At 70.3% G+C, this 15,726-nt stretch carries 6 protein-coding genes; 3 read left to right on the top strand and 3 right to left on the bottom strand.

Going from position 1 to position 15,726, the window contains the following annotated elements; all coding sequences use genetic code 11:
• Nucleotides 1-4 precede the first annotated feature (4 nt).
• Nucleotides 5-973 carry a hypothetical protein gene (locus tag QQG74_RS27880; protein ID WP_341717634.1) on the bottom strand — a complete coding sequence of 323 codons (969 nt, stop codon included), beginning with the start codon at nt 971-973 and terminating at the stop codon, nt 5-7.
• 182 nt (nt 974-1,155) lie between these two features.
• Between QQG74_RS27880 and QQG74_RS27875 the strand changes: the two genes are divergently transcribed.
• The 3 genes from QQG74_RS27875 (at nt 1,156) to QQG74_RS27865 (ending at nt 4,523) form a co-directional block, all read left to right on the top strand.
• Nucleotides 1,156-1,761: a methyltransferase gene (locus QQG74_RS27875; RefSeq protein WP_341717633.1), complete on the top strand. Its 606-nt coding sequence runs from the start codon at nt 1,156-1,158 to the stop codon at nt 1,759-1,761.
• Nucleotides 1,762-1,808: 47 nt separating this feature from the next.
• Nucleotides 1,809-3,488 carry an ATP-binding cassette domain-containing protein gene (locus QQG74_RS27870; RefSeq protein ID WP_341717632.1) on the top strand — a complete coding sequence of 560 codons (1,680 nt, stop codon included), beginning with the start codon at nt 1,809-1,811 and terminating at the stop codon, nt 3,486-3,488.
• Nucleotides 3,489-3,554: 66 nt separating this feature from the next.
• The gene (locus QQG74_RS27865) at nt 3,555-4,523 is read left to right on the top strand and encodes an aldo/keto reductase (RefSeq protein ID WP_341721419.1); all 969 of its coding nucleotides are present in this window, start codon (nt 3,555-3,557) and stop codon (nt 4,521-4,523) included.
• Nucleotides 4,524-4,581: 58 nt separating this feature from the next.
• On the opposite strand, the gene QQG74_RS27860 is transcribed toward QQG74_RS27865, so the two are convergent.
• On the bottom strand, nt 4,582-10,446 hold the full coding sequence (locus QQG74_RS27860) for a ThuA domain-containing protein (protein WP_341717631.1): 5,865 nt from the start codon (nt 10,444-10,446) through the stop codon (nt 4,582-4,584).
• A gap of 298 nt (nt 10,447-10,744) precedes the next feature.
• Nucleotides 10,745-15,466, bottom strand: coding sequence for a ThuA domain-containing protein (locus tag QQG74_RS27855; RefSeq protein WP_341717630.1), 4,722 nt, complete (start codon nt 15,464-15,466; stop codon nt 10,745-10,747).
• Nucleotides 15,467-15,726: the final 260 nt, after the last annotated feature.

Here is a 15,726-nt window from a genome sequence, read left to right as displayed (position 1 = left end):
TCGGTCAGTCCTCGGTCGACTCGTTCTGGTCACCGGTGCCCTCGCTGGGGGCGGCGGTCGGCTGGCTGGCGCTCCCGCCGTTGGCCCGCTGCTCCAGCACGGTCCGGTTGAGGTGCAGTTCGAGCAGGTCGAAGAGGATCTCGCGGACCCTGGTGTCGCCGGAGCGGATCGCCTCGCCGTCGACGCGGGCGACCACCGCGTACGCGAGGTAGTGGCCGCGTACCTGCCAACCGACCCGGGCCGGCGCGGTGGCGATGATCTCGGTCTCGTCGCCCGCCGGCAAGCCGCGGAACCGGCCCTGCCGCTCGTCGAGGATCTGGCGGATCCGCTCCCGGGCCCGCTCGGCGCTGGACCGGTCGGTGAGGTTGAACAGCCCCACGGTGACCAGATGCTCCTGGTCGGGCGCCCGGAGCGTGGCTCGGACCACCTGGTTGCAGCCGAGTCGTACCAGCAGGTCGGCCAGCTCTTCGGTGGCGGCCACCGGGCAGCTGGCGCTGGACTGGGTGCGCCGCAGCTCGTACTCCGTCCGGTCTTCGCCGACGGTGACGGTGCTGCCGGGGAAGACCTCCCGGGCGGTGAGTGGCGCCTGGTCGGTGTCGCGGGAGTCCAGGTCGCTCGGCTCGGCCTCACGGGTGATCTGCACGGTGGGCTCGGGCGCGGCTGTCCGATTGGTCGGCTGCCGCGCATCCAGCAGGGTGGCGGCGGTGAGCCCGACGAGGGCGAGCAGCACCAGCACGGCGGCGCCACCGATCACCACCTGCCAGCCACGGCCACCGCCGCGTGGCGGTGGCGCCACGGCCTCGGCCGTTGGCGGTGGTAGGCCCGGGGCCGGCTGGTGCCGCGCTGGCGGCTGCTGCGGTGGCGGTGCGGCCGAGGGCAGGATGAGCTGATTGGGACGCGGCAGCAACGGCGCGGGAAAGCGCGACGGGGAGGGCCCGCCCGGGGGCGGATCGCTGCCCGGCGACTGCGCCATGGGCCCGTCCTCCCGGGACGGGACGTGAGCGTCCTCATCGGAGTCGTACCGATAAACCATGGTGTCCAGAGTAGGGAGTTTTATCCCTTTAGTAGGTAATTCCGGGAAATGCACGGTTTGCCGGAGCGGCCCACGACTCCCGTCCCGCTGGGCGTTCCCGGCCCGATGCGAGAATGGCCGGCGTGACCGGGGACCACTACTTCACCGCCGAACCCAGCGCGTCCGCCGAGCCGCGCGAGGTGCGCTTCACCCTCGCCGGCCGGGAGTACGCCCTGGCCTCCGCCGCTGGCGTCTTCTCGGCGACCCGGCTCGATCCGGGCACCGCCGTGCTGCTGCGCAAGGCCGAGTTGCCGGGCCCCGCGACCACCGGCGCGCTGCTCGACCTCGGCAGCGGGTTCGGCCCGATCACCTGCGCCCTGGCGACCCTCGCACCGAGCGCGACGGTGTGGGCGGTCGACGTCAACGCGCGGGCACGTGAACTCACCGCCGCCAACGCGGCCCGGCTCGGCGTCGCCGACCGGGTGCGGGCGGTGACCCCCGACGAGGTACCCACCGAGCTCGGCTTCACCCAGATCTGGTCCAACCCGCCGATCCGGGTCGGCAAGGAGGAGTTGCACCAGATGCTGCGGCGCTGGCTGCCACGACTGACCCCGGACGGCGTGGCCTGGCTGGTGGTGGCCCGTCACCTCGGCGGCGACTCGCTGCACCGCTGGCTTGTCGAGCAGGGCTGGCAGGTCGAACGGCACGCCAGCCAGAAGGGCTTCCGAGTGCTCCGGGTCACGCGCTGAGCAGGTAATCGGTTGGCGTACCGGCGGGGCTCCGGGAGGATGCCCGGGTGGGATACGTGGACGTGGCGGCGGTCGGATACGTCCTGCCGGACGGGCGGGAACTCTTCGCCGATGTGTCGTTCCGAGTCGGCGAGGGTGCCAAGGTGGCGCTGGTCGGGCCGAACGGTGCCGGCAAGACGACGCTGCTGCGGATGGTCGCCGGGGATCTGCCGGTGCCTACCGGCACCATCGCGCGTACCGGTGGGCTGGGCGTGATGCGCCAGTTCATCGGCATGATCGGCGATGAGTCGACGCTTGCCGACCTGGCGCTCTCGCTCGCCCCGCCACCGCTGCCCGAGGTCGGTCGCCGGCTGGCCGAGACCGAGGCGGCCATGCGGGCGGCCGAGCTGCGCGGCAAGTACAGCACCGCCGCCGCCCAGGCCCAGCTGGCGTACGCGGAGGCGCTCGCGGCCTGGGGCGAGGCCGGCGGGTACGACGCCGAGGTGCTCTTCGACACCGTCGCCACGATCGTCCTGGACCTGCCCTGGGACAGCGCCCGGCACCGCCCGGTCCGCACCCTCTCCGGTGGCCAGCAGAAGCGGTTCGCCCTGGAACTGCTGCTGCGCGGCCCGGAACAGGTACTGCTGCTCGACGAACCGGACAACTTCCTCGACGTGCCCGGCAAACGCTGGCTGGAGGCGCGGCTGCGCGAATCCGGTAAGTCGGTGCTCTACGTCTCGCACGACCGGGAGCTGCTGGCGCAGACCGCCGACCGGGTGGTCGCGGTCGAGGGCGGCAGTGCCTGGGTGCATCCGGGCGGCTTCGCCAGCTGGCACGCGGCCCGGGTGGCCCGGCACGCCCGTCTCGACGAGAGACGCAAACGGTGGGACGAGGAGCACCAGAAGCTGCGCGAGCAGATGCTGATGTACAAGCAGAAGGCCGCGTACAACTCCGACATGGCCTCCCGGTACCAGTCGGCGCAGACCCGGTTGCGTAAGTTCGAGGAGGCCGGGCCGCCGCCCGTACCGCCGAAGGAGCAGGACATCCGGATGCGGCTGACCGGCGGACGGACCGGCAAGCGTGCGCTGGTCTGCGAGCAGCTCGAACTCGACGGCCTGACCTACCCGTTCGACCTGGAGGTCTGGTACGGCGACCGGCTCGCGGTGCTCGGCGCCAACGGCACCGGCAAGTCGCACTTCCTGCGGCTGCTGGCCCGGGGCGGCACCGATCCCGACCCGGCGAACGGTCCGGTCGACGGCGCGGCGGCGCTCGCGCCGGTGGCCCACGGCGGGGTGGCCCGGCTCGGCGCGCGGGTCCGCCCCGGTCACTTCTCGCAGACCCACGACCGACCGGAGTTGATGTCGAAGACGCTTGTCGAGATCCTCTGGCGGGGTGACGAGCACCGGGCCGGCATGGACCGGCACGCGGCGATGGCCGCGCTCAGCCGGTACGAGCTGGCCGCGCAGGGTGACCAGCGCTTCGGCACCCTCTCCGGTGGTCAGCAGGCGCGCTTCCTGGTGCTGCTGCTGGAGCTGTCCGGGGCGACCCTGCTGCTGCTCGACGAGCCGACCGACAACCTCGACCTGGCCTCGGCCGAGGCGCTGGAGGCCGGGCTCACCGCGTTCGCCGGCACGGTGCTGGCGGTCACCCACGACCGCTGGTTCACCCGCACCTTCGACCGGTTCCTGCTCTTCCGAGGCGACGGCGAGGTGGTGGAGACGACCGAGCCGGTCTGGGACGTGTCGTGACCGGTCGCCTGCCGGACGTAGCCGCCCTGACCGGCTCGGCAACCGGGCCGGTCGGCCCGACATATGGTGGATCTCGTGACTGAGATGACCTATCGCCGGCTGGGCGACTCCGGGCTCGTGGTGTCCGTGGTGGGGATCGGCTGCAACAACTTCGGCCGCAAGCTCGACCTGGACGGCACCCGCGCGGTGGTCGACGCGGCCCTCGACGTCGGGATCAACTTCTTCGACACCGCCGACATCTACGGTGAGCCGCACGGCGCGTCGGAGGCACAGCTCGGTGCGGCCCTCAAAGGCCGCCGGGACGACGTGGTGGTGGCCACCAAGTTCGGCATGTCGATGGGCGGGGGCAACGGGCGGGACTTCGGCGTACGCGGCTCGCGGCGGTACGTGGTCCGGGCGGTCGAGGCGTCGCTGCGCCGGTTGGACACCGACTACATCGACCTGTACCAGTTCCACGAGCCCGATCCGGGCACCCCGATCGACGAGACGCTCTCCGCCCTGGACGACCTGGTCCGCGCCGGGAAGGTGCGCTACCTGGGCAACTCCAACTTCGCCGGCTGGCAGATCGCCGACGCCGACTGGACGGCGAAGACCCGGGGGCTGACCCGCTTCGTCAGCGCGCAGAACCACTACAGCCTGCTGAACCGGGACGCCGAGATCGAGGTGCTGCCCGCCTGCGAGCGCTTCGGGCTCGGCATGCTGCCATTCTTCCCGCTGGCCAACGGTCTGCTCACCGGCAAGTACAAGCGTGGCGAGGCACCGCCCGCCGGCAGCCGGCTCGCCGGTGGCGGCCGGTACGCCCAACGGCTCGCCGCAGCCGACTGGGACACCATCGAGGGCATCGAGGCGTACGCCGCCGAGCGGGGGGTGTCGATGCTGCACGTGGCGATCGGCGGGCTGGCCGCCCAGCTGGCGGTGACCTCGGTGATCGCTGGGGCCACCACGCCGGACCAGGTCCGGGCCAACGCCGAGGCCGGCACCTGGCAGCCCACCGAGGCCGACCTCAAGGCACTACGCGCGGTCCTCGACCGGTAGGGCACGGGAAAGGCCGGGGCCCCGCCCGGCTGTTGCCGGACGGGGCCCCGGAATTCGGTTACAGCTTGCGGCCGGGAGCCAGCCGGGTGGGGTCGCCACCGAGTCGGCCGGTGCCCTTGACCGACGCACCGTCGTTGGCGCGTACGCCCGCCCTGCTGGCGTCACCGCCGAGCCGGACGATCATCGCGTCGGCGTCCCGGATCAGTACGTCCCGGATCTCCGCCTCGTCGACAAGCGACGCGTCCCCCGCCAGGGTGCGGAACGCGGTGAGCTGGTTGATCGCCCGCCGGTCGTTTCCGGCCGCCTCCGCCGTACGGGCGTTGGCGAGCCGGTTCGACAACTGGTTGTACGCCTGGTTCTTCAGCCGTCCGGTCGCCTTGAACCGGTCCAGCAGGTTCTGCATGTCCCGGAACGAGGTGGTGACGAAGAACCGGACGTTGGCGGTGGTGGCGTTGCCGGCCTTGTCGGTCGCCGTCACCGTCAGCTCGTGCAGGCCCAGCGGCAACTCGTACATCGCCTGGAGCGTGCCGCTGGCGTACGGCCGGCCGTCAAGGGTGCCGACCACTGCGGCCAGGCCCGAGGTCGGGTCGACCGCCTGCCAGGACACCCGGACGTCCTGGCTGTCGCCGTAGAGCTGGCCGTCGGCGATCCCGGAGACCAGCAGGGTCGGCTTCGTGCCGTCGATGCGTACCACCGCCGACTTGAGCGTCTCGGCGTTGCCCGCCTTGTCGGTGGCCCGGTAGAGCAGCTCGTGGTCCCCGTCGCCGCTGATCTCCACCGGCTCGCGGTACGGCTGCCACTCGCCGCCGTCCAGCGACCACTCCAGCAGCTGCACCCCGGAACCGGCATCGGTCGAGGTGAGCACCACCGGCACCGTGCCGTCGTGCCAGCCCTCGTCGTTCGCCGGGGCGAACGCCGCGGTGCTGACCGGCGCGGTGGCATCGATCCTGACGGCGACCTGCTTGGTCTCCTCGACGTTGCCGGCCTCGTCCACGGAACGGAACCGCAGCTCGTGCTCGCCGTCCCCGGCCACCTGGACCGGACCGCTGTAGGTGGTCCAGGCGGTGGCGTCGTTGAGCTGGAACTCGGTGCGAGCCACCCCGCTGCCGCCCTCGGCGTCGGTGGCGGTGAGCGTGACGGTGGTCGGGCCGGTGTACCAACCCTCGACCGGTGTGCCGGCCACCTCGGCCGTGGTCACCGGCGCCACGTCGTCGTCCGGCTCGGCCCCGGTGGCGAACCGGAAGTAGTCGAACGACGCCCGCTTCGACGCGGTCTGGTTACCGCTGAGGGTGAACAGACCCACCTTCGGGGTCGCCCCCACGGCCGCGTTGGTCAGCTCGGTCAACGCCGTCCAGGTCTCGCCGTCGGCCGAGTACGACCCGGTGAAGGTGTCACCGGTGCGGGCCAACCGCAGGTACCACTGCGCCGAGGTCAGGTTCTCCGCACCCGGCTGTGGGTCCTGGATCGTCCCGCCGATCTCGCTGCGCAGCTCGATCCGCCGGGTCACCGGCTGACCGGCCTGGTTGTCCACCACGAAGTCGAACTTCAGGTAGTTGTCGTCGTCGGCGTACACGAGCAGGCCGGCCTGCTGGTACTGCTCGTCCAACAGGCTGCCGTCGATCTTGGTCTCCATCGTCCAGTCGCCCTCGGGCGCGTTCTGGAGGATGAAGTTCGTCGGCCCGGTGTTGTTGGTGCCGTAGATGTCACCGTTTGGCACATCGATCGACAACACTCCGTCGCTGACCCGGTAGGCGGCCGGGTCCTCCCGGAGAATCGCGTCCCACCGGCACTTGTCCAGCGCGTTGCCGGTGAACTCGTCGGACCGGTCGACCGGCCCGGCGGGGGCGTCCGGCGTCACCTGGAACCAGTCGAAGGCGGCGTCGACCACCGGCGCGGTGGTGCCGCCGTTGAGCGCGAAGAGACCGATCCGTGGGTTGGTGATCCCGGCGAGCTCCGCCGCCCGGCCGACCGGGGTGAAGTTCTGCCCGTCGGTGGAGTACGCGGCGGTCAGGTTCACCCCGTCGCTGATCAACCGCAGGTGGATGGTGTCACCGGTGGGTGCGGCGGTGCTGTCGGCCGCCTCGTTACGCGGGGTGCCCGCGGTCTCCCGGATGAACTCCACCTTCCGGCTGCCGCCGTAGAGCAGACCCACCTTTGCGTAGTTGTCGTCGTCGCCGTAGATGATCAGGCCGGCCTGCTGGTAGTCGGCGGTGACCGGCACGGTCACCTTCGTGGTGGCCTGCCAGGACCCGCTGGGTGCGGGCTGGAGCACCAGATTGCTCGCGTCGTTGCGAGTGCCGTAAAGGTCACCCACCGAGGTGGGCAGGCGCAGCGCGCCGTCGGTGACCGAGTACGACTGGTTCTCCCGGACCACCGTGGTCCACCGGTCCCGATTCAGCTCGGCGCCGTCGAACTCGTCCGAGCGGGCCCCGAAGCAGGAGGTGTTCGGTGCGTCCACCTTCACCGTGACGGTGGCGTACGCCTTCGCACCCCGGCTGTCGGTCACGGTCAGGGTGGCGGCGAAGGTGCCCGGGGTGGTGTACGTGTGGGAGGCGTTCAGGGTGTCGGCCGTGCCGCCGTCACCGAAGTCCCAGGCGTACGTGAACGGGGTGTCGTCCTCGGCGTCGGTGGCGGTACCCGAGAAGGCCACGTTCACCGGCGCGATGCCGGTGGTCGGGGTGGCCGTCGCGGTCACCACCGGTGGCGCGTTGTCGGTGACCCCCTTGCCCAGGAAGTCCATCCAGTTGACGTTGAACAGGCTTCCGGAGCCGCCCTCCGGGGATTTCGCCACGAAGAACAGCTTGCCCCGGGCGTCGGCGTCGGCCGGCACCTCGGCGGTGACATCGGTGTAGGTCTGCCAGGCTCCGGTGCCGGGCACGGTGACCGAGGTGACAAGCGGGCCGTCGGCGGCGCCGGCACGTACGTCGATCCGGCCGCCCGAGGTCTCCGAGGCGACCCGGAACCGGATGGCGTCGATGCCGGTCAGGCTGGCCGGCTCCACCGACCACCAGTCGCCGTCCTCGATGAAGCCGATGTTCTGTCCACCGCCGGCGCTGTCGGAGGTGGTCTCCTTGCCCACGCCGGGGTCACCGCCGCCGGTGCTGCCGGCGGCCCGTCCGGTGGCGGAGTAGTACTCGGCCTGCTTCCGCTTGGGCTGGAGGATCTGCAACGACCGGCCGGTAAGCGGCTCGGCGCCGCCGACCCCGCCCTGGTCGGTGTAGCTGGCCTCCAGGACGGTGAAGACGTTCGCCTCGGCGCCGTGGCCGGCGGCGAGCTGCGTCTGCACCACACCGGTGCAGCCGGTGTGCTGCTCCAGCGGGTGGGCGTGCTCGTCGTGGCCGAGCAGGACCTGGAGCTGGACGTCGTCGCAGTCGACCTCCCCGTCCTCCGGGTCGGTCACCTTGATCGTGTACTTGACCTGGTCACCCCAGTCGAAGAAGCCGCCGTCCGGCGGGAACTCGATGGTGACCGTCGGCGCGGTGTTGCCGACCGTGACGCGCACGTTCGCCACCGCGGTCCGCCCCTTCGGGTTGGTCACGGTGAGCTGGGCGTTGTAGTTGCCCGCCTCGGCGTACGTGTGGGTGGGGTTGGCCGCGTCGGAACTCTCGCCGTCACCGAACGTCCAGGCGTAGCTGAGCGTCCCGCCGTCCGGGTCGCGGGAACCGGCGCTGGAGAACTCGACGGTGAGCGGTGCCGGCCCGGAGGTCGGCTCGGCGGAGGCCACCGCGATCGGCGACCGGTCACCGGCGATGTAGTCGATCCGGTAGACCCCGGAGTTGTCGTTGTTGCCGCCGAAGCCGCTGCCCCACTCGATCAGGTACATCGCGCCGTCGGGGCCGAACTCGAAGTCCATCGGCCGGATGAAGTTCATGCCCGCCAGCAGGCGGTTGATGTCCACCAGGGACTTGCCGTCCTGGCTGACCTGCATGGTGTACATCCGCGACTGGTTCCACTCGCCGAAGAGCGCCTTGCCGTCGTAGTAGGCCGGCCACTTGCGGTCGGAGTCGAGGTCGGCGTCGTACCGGTAGACCGGGCCGCCCATCGGCGCGCCGCCGCCACCGATCTCCGGGAAGCGCGGGTTGGCGGCGTAGCCGTAGTCGACGGTGGCCGGGATGGCCGGCGGCAGGTTGGTCAGGCCGGTGTTGTTTGGCGAGTCGTTCACCAGGTTCTGGCAGTCGAACTTCGCGCCGGACGGGCCGGAGGGGAACTGGTAGTCGTTGTACGCCTGGTTGTTGCCGTGGCAGTACGGCCAGCCGAAGTTGCCGGGCCGGTCGACGATGTTCCACTCCACCAGGCCCTCGGGGCCGCGGTTCGGGTTGGCCGAGCCGGCGTCCGGCCCGTAGTCGGCCACGTAGAGCACGTCGGTGGCCAGGTCGATGCCGATCCGGAACGGGTTACGGAAGCCCATCGCGTAGATCTCGGGACGGGTCTTCTCGGTACCCGGCGGGAAGAGGTTGCCCGCCGGGATGGTGTACGTCCCGTCGTCCTCCGGGTGGATCCGGATCACCTTGCCCCGCAGGTCGTTGGTGTTGCCGGAGGTACGCTGCGCGTCGTAGTCGGCGCGGCCGGGCCGCTCGTCGATCGGGGTGTACGCGTCGGACGAGAACGGGTTGGTGTTGTCCCCGGTGGCCAGGTAGAGGTTGCCGGCGGAGTCGAAGGTCATCGTGCCGCCCGCGTGGCAGCAGGTGTTGCGCTGCGTGTCGACCTGGAGGACGACCTTCTCGCTGGCCTTGTCGATGCTGTCACCGGTCACCGTGAACCGGGACAGGTAGTTGCGCGGCCCGCCGCCGCTGGGCGCGTAGTACAGGTACACCCAGTTGTTTGTGGCGAAGTCCGGGTCGAGCCGGATGCCGATCAGGCCGTCCTCGTTGCCGGTGAAGACGTCCAGGCTGACGGCGGTGACCGTGTTGCCGGTGTCCGGCTTGATGATCTGCACCCGGCCGTCGCGCTCGATGTAGAAGACCCGGCCGTCCTCGGCGACGTCCAGCTCCATCGGGTTGCTGGTGTTGCTGTCCAGCGTCACCTTCTCGAAGCTCGCGTCGAGCGTGGCGCCGCAGTCGGCGGGGGCCACTCCGGCGGCGGTCTGGATGCCGCCGAGCAGGTGCTGAAGGAACTCCGGCTCGGCGTACGACTCGCGGGTGTGCCCGCCACCGGTGTACCAGGACCGGCCGCCGTCGTAGTCCTGGCACCAGGCGATCGGGTGGTCGTGGCCCATCGCGCCGGTGCCGGGGGAGTAGCTGGTCTCGTCGAGGGTGGCCAGCACGTGCACCGTGCCGCGCGGGTTGGCGCGGTAGTTGTACCACTCGTCGTACCGGGACCAGCGGTCCGGCAGGTGGGCGGTGGACTCGTGCGCCGGGTCCTCCACCTTCACCGTGGCCGTCTGGTTGGCCGGGTGGCTGGCGAAGTAGGCGCCCACCAGGCCGCCATACCACTCCCAGCTGTACTCGGTGTCGGAGGCGGCGTGCACACCCGCGTATCCGCCGCCCGCCTGGATGTAGCGCTCGAACGCGGCCTGCTGCTCGGCGTTGAGCACGTCACCTGTGGTGGAGAGCCAGATCACCGCCTGGTAGCGGGCGAGGTTGGCGTCGGTGAAGGCCGCGCCGTCCTCGGTGGTGTCGACGGTGAACCCGTGCGCCGCGCCGAGTTGCTGGATGGCGGCGATGCCGGTCGGGATCGAGTCGTGCCGGAAACCGGCGGTCTTGGAGAAGACGAGCACCGAGAAGGGCTCGGCAGCCGCGGCCTCCGGTGCGGCTGTGGTCTTCGCTGCGGGGGTCTTTGTCGCCTGGGTCGCGGCCTGCGCGACCGGAACGGTCTGCGGCGCGGGGGCGGCCTGCGCAGGCCCGCCGGCGACCATGGTCACGGCGAGTCCGAGGCTGAGCAGGGTGGCGGTGATTGGTACGCGGGCACGGCGTGGTCGAGACATCCGGTCTCCTTTGTCCTTACTGGACATGGGGTCGCGGGGGCCGGCTCGCCGAAGACCGTCCCAGGTGGACCGGGACGGACACCTTGCCAGGGCATCCGTTCCGGCATTATGTCGAATCGCTGAACAAATTAATTCCGCTGAATCCATTCATGGCAAGGTGTCGATAGGTAACGTTTCAATAACTACGAGCGACATTCGCCTAGAGTCCACCCAAAACGCCGCGCCCGCCACGGCGATGCCGGCCTGCGCCTCGCGGAAAGCACAGGCCGGCATCGATGGATCGGCTGCGGTCGGCTCGCTAACCAGGCGTGAGCCGGAAGTAGTCGAACGCGACCGTCTTCGAGGCGGTCTGGTTGGCGCCGAGGGTGAACAGCCCCACCTTCGGGGTCGTACCGACCGCGGTGCTGGTCAACGTCCCCAGGGTCGTCCAGCTCGTGCCGTCCGCCGAGTACGCGGCGGTGAAGCTGCTGCCGCTGCGGGACAGGCGCAGGTGCCAGATCCCCTGGGTCAGTCCGGTGGCCTGCGGCTGCGTACTCTGCACCACCCCGCCGACCTCGCTGCGGAACTCGATCCGTCGCGAGACCGTCTGACCGGCCGCGTTGTCCGTGACGTAGTCGAACTTGAGGTAGTTGTCGTCGTCGGCGTACACCAGCAGACCCGCCTGCTGGTACTGCTCGTTGAGCAGGCTGCCGTCGACCCGGGTCTGGATCGTCCAGTTCCCGGCCGGGCTGTTCTGGAGGATGAAGTTCGTCGGCCCGGTGTTGCCGGTGCCGTAGATGTCACCGTTGGGCACGTCGATGCGCAGCGAGCCGTCGCTCACCCGGTACCGGGTGGCGTCCTCCCGCACGATGGCGTTCCACCGGCACGTCTCCAGGCTGCTGCCGGTGAACTCGTCCGAGGGTGCGGTGCCCCCACCGGTCGAGGTCTCCGGAGTGATCCGGAACCAGTCGAAGTCGGCGTTCACCACCGGGGCGGTGGTGCCGCCGTTGAGGGCGAAGAGACCGATCCGGGGATTGGTGATCCCGGCCAGGGCGGCGGACCGGCCGACCGGGGTGAAGGTCTGCCCGTCGGTCGAATAGGCCGCGGTCAGGTTCGTCCCGTCGCTTGTCAGTCGCAGATGGATGGTGTCACCTGTGGGCGCGGCGGTGGCATCGGCTCCCTCGTTGCGGGCGGTGCCGGCGGTCTCCCGGATGAACTCGACCTTCCGGTTGCCACCGTAGACCAGATCCAACTTGGCGTAGTTGTCGTCGTTGCCGTAGATGATCAGACCGGCCTGCTGGTAGTCGGCCCGGACCGGCACGGTGAGCCGGGTGGTCGCCTGCCAGGCGCCGCTGGGCGCGGGCTGGAGCACCAGGTTTGTCGCGTCGTTGCGGGTGCCGTACAGGTCACCCACACCGGTAGGCAGGCGCAACGCACCCCCGGAGATCGAGTACGACTGGCTGTCCCGGACCACGCTCGTCCACCGCTGACGATCAAGCGCGGTGCCGGTGAACTCGTCGGACCGCTGCGGTCCCGGCTCACCCTGGCAGGGGTTGCCGCCGGCCCCGTCGACCCGGATCTGCACACTGGCCTGACCCCGCGCGCCCCGACTGTCGGTGACCGTCAGGGTGGCGGTGTAGGTGCCCGCCGTGGTGTACGTGTGGGCGGCGTTGAGCGTGGTCGCGGTGCCACCGTCGCCGAAGTTCCAGGCGTACGTCAGCGGGGTGTCCCCGTCCGGGTCGGTCGCCGTACCGGTGAAGGTCACGGCCAGTGGCGCGGTCCCGCTGGTCGGGGTGGCGGTGGCGGTGACCGTCGGCGGAGCGTTACCACTCACCCCGGGGCCGACGAAGTCCATCCAGTTGACGTTGAACAGGGTGCCGGTGCCGCGGTTCGGGTCGCGGGCGACGAAGAACAGCTTGCCCTCGGCGGCGGCGCCGTTGGGTATCTGCGCGGTGACGTCGGTGTACGTCTGCCACCCGCCGGTGCCGGCCACGGTGGCGGTGGTGATCAGCGGCCCGTCGGCGGCCCCGGCACGGACCTCGATCCGGCCACCGGCGTTGGCCGAGGCGACCCGGAACCGGACCGAGGTGATTCCGGTCAGGCTGGCCGGATCGACCGACCACCAGTCGCCGTCCTCGATGAAGCTGATGTTCTGCCCGCCACCGGCGGTGTCACCGGTGGTCTCCCGCTGCACTCCTGCGGTGCCACCCCCGGTGGCACCCGCCACCCGGCCGGTGGCCGAGAAGTACTCGGCCTCCTTGCGCTTGGGCTGGAGGATCTTCAACGCCCGGCCGGTCTGTGGCTCGGCCCCGTCGGCTCCGCCCCGGTCGGTGTAGGTCGCCTCAAGCACGGTGAAGACGTTCGCGTCCGCGCCGTGGCCGTCGGCGAGCTGGGTCTGCACCGTGCCGGTGCAGCCGGTGTGCCGCTCCAGCGGGTGGGCGTGTTCGTCGTGGCCGAGCAGCACCTGGAGTTCGACGTCGTCGCAGTCGATCGTGCCGTCCTCCGGGTCGGTCACCTTGATCGTGTAGGCGACCTGGTCACCCCAGCCGAAGAAGCCACCGTCCGGCGGGAACTCGATGGTGACGGTCGGTGCGGTGTTGCCCACGGTGATCGGCACGTTCGCCACCGCGCTCCGGCCCGCCGGGTTGGTCACCCGCAACTGTGCGGTGTAGCTGCCGGACCGGGTGTACGTGTGGGTGGGGTTGGCCTGGGTGGAGGTGCCGCCGTCACCGAACGTCCAGGCGTAGCTGAGGGTCCCGCCGTCGGGGTCGCGGGAGCCGGCGCTGGAGAAGGTGACGGCCAGCGGCGGAGCACCCGACGTCGGGGTGGCCGCGGCGACCGCGATCGGGGCGCGGGCGCCGGCGGTGTAGTCGATCCGGTAGACGCCGGAGTTGTCGTTGTTGCCGCCGAAGCCGCTGCCCCACTCGATCAGGTACATCGCGCCGTCGGGGCCGAACTCGAAGTCCATCGGCCGGACGAAGGTCATCTGGTCGAGGATGCGGTTGATGTCGACGAGCGACTTGCCGTCCCGGCTGACCTGCATGGTGTACATCCGCGACTGGTTCCACTCGCCGAAGAGCGCCTTGCCGTCGAAGTACGCCGGCCACTGCCGGCGGGACGAGATGTTCGGGTCGTACCGGTAGACCGGGCCGGCCATGGGAGCCCCGCCGCCGCCGATCTCCGGGAAGCGGGCGTCGCCGCTGTAGCCGTAGTCGACGGTGGCCGCGATGGCCGCCGGCAGGTTGGTCAGGCCGGTGTTGTTCGGCGAGTTGTTCACCGGCGCGGCGCAGTTGAACTTCGCTCCGCTCGGGCCGGAGGGGAACTGGTAGTCGTTGTACGCCTGGTTGTTGCCGTGGCAGTACGGCCAGCCGAAGTTGCCGGGCCGGTCGACGATGTTCCACTCCACCAGGCCCGCCGGGCCCCGGTTCGCGTTCGCGGTGGTGGCGTCCGGACCGTAGTCGGCGACGTAGAGCACGTTGGTGACCGGGTCGATGCCGATCCGGAACGGGTTGCGCAGGCCCATCGCGTAGATCTCCGGCCGGGTCCGGGCGGTTCCCGGGGCGAACAGGTTCCCCTCCGGAATGGTGTACGTCCCGTCCGCCTGAGGCCGGATCCGGAGCACCTTCCCGCGCAGATCGTTGGTGTTGCCGGCGGTCCGCTGCGCGTCGTAGTCCGACCGGCCGGAGCGCTCGTCCAGCGGGCTGTATCCGCTGGACTCGAAGGGACTGGTGTTGTCACCGGTGGCCAGGTAGAGGTTGCCGGCGGAGTCGAAGACCATCGTCCCGCCCATGTGGCAGCAGGTGTTGCGCTGGGTGGGCACCTCTAGGACGACCCGTTCGCTCGACGGGTTGATCGTGTCACCGGTGACGGTGAACCGGGACAGGTGGTTGCGAGACCCGCCTGCGCTCGGGGCGTAGTAGAGCCAGATCCACCCGTTGCTGGCGAAGTTCGGGTCGAGCCGGATGCCGAGGAGACCGTCCTCGTTGCCGGCGAAGACACTCAGCCGCAGCGCGGTGACGGTCTGACCGGTGTCCGGCTTGATGATCTGCACCCGGCCGTCGCGCTCGATGTAGAAGACCCGGCCGTCCTCGGCTATGTCCAGCTCCATCGGGTTGCTGGTGTTGCTGTCAAGCGTCACCTTCTCGAAGCTGGCGGCCCGGCCGGCGCCACAGTCCGCGTGCACCACCCCGGCTGCGGTCTGGATGCCACCGAGCAGGTGCTGGAGGAAGGCGGCGTCGGCGAAGGATTCCTGGGTGTGCCCGCCACCGGTGTACCAGGACCGGCCACCGTCGAAGTTCTGGCACCAGGCGATCGGGTGGTCGTGCCCCATCGCGCCGCTGCCCGGGTTGTAGGAGCGTTCGTCGAGCGAGGCCAGCACCTGCACCTGACGGGACCGGGGGTTGGTGCGGAAGTTGTACCACTCGTCGTAGCGGGACCACCGGTCCGGCAGGTGCCGGGTCGACTCGTGGGTGCTGTCCTCCACCTTGACCGTGGCCGTCTGGTTGGCCGGGTGGCTGTTGAAGTAGGCGCCGACGAGTTGGCCGTACCAGGCCCAGTCGTATTCGGTGTCGGAGGCGGCGTGCACACCGACGTACCCGCCACCGGCACGCACGTAGCGCTCGAAGGCCGTCTGCTGGCTGGCGTTGAGCACGTCACCCGTGGTCGACAACCAGATGACCGCCTTGAACCTGGCCAGGTTGGCGTCGGTGAAGGCAGCACCGTCCTCGGTGGTGACGACGGTGAACCCGTTCGCCGTACCGAGTTGCTGGATCGCGCGGATGCCGGCGGGGATCGAGTCGTGCCGGAACCCGGCGGTCTTGGAGAAGACCAGGACGGAGTACGGCTCCGCGTCCGCCGCAGCGACCGGGGCGGTACGGCTGGCGCCCTGGGCGGGGCTCACCGCCTGGGCGGGGGTGGCGGCCTGGACAGGACTCACGGGGCTGGCGGCCTGGGCCGGCGTGGCGGTGAGGACGAGTACGAGCGCGAGTAGCGCCACGGTCACTGGGGCGAGCGTTGCTCGCCGACGACGGGGTCGGGACACGGAGTTCTCCTCTGTCGAGGGCAGCAGGTCGGAGTGGGCGGCGGTGGTCACTCCGCGTCGGTCCGAGCGCTCATACCTGACGGCGAGGTCGCGAGAAGCCGATCCGATCATTCAATTTGCGTACGTCGATCAGTTTCGGGCAAGGCGCGCCCTTGTAACGTTTGGGTAACGAGCCGTTTTATAAATTGGTGTAAGTCGCTGTATATCGGTGTCTTCTTTCGGTCGCGAAGCCCTGAACAGCCGGGACGCATCGGCTGGAC

Origin of the sequence: Micromonospora sp. FIMYZ51 (assembly GCF_038246755.1) — a bacterium.
Lineage (GTDB): Bacteria > Actinomycetota > Actinomycetes > Mycobacteriales > Micromonosporaceae > Micromonospora.
This window is presented reverse-complemented; position numbering and strand designations above follow the sequence as displayed.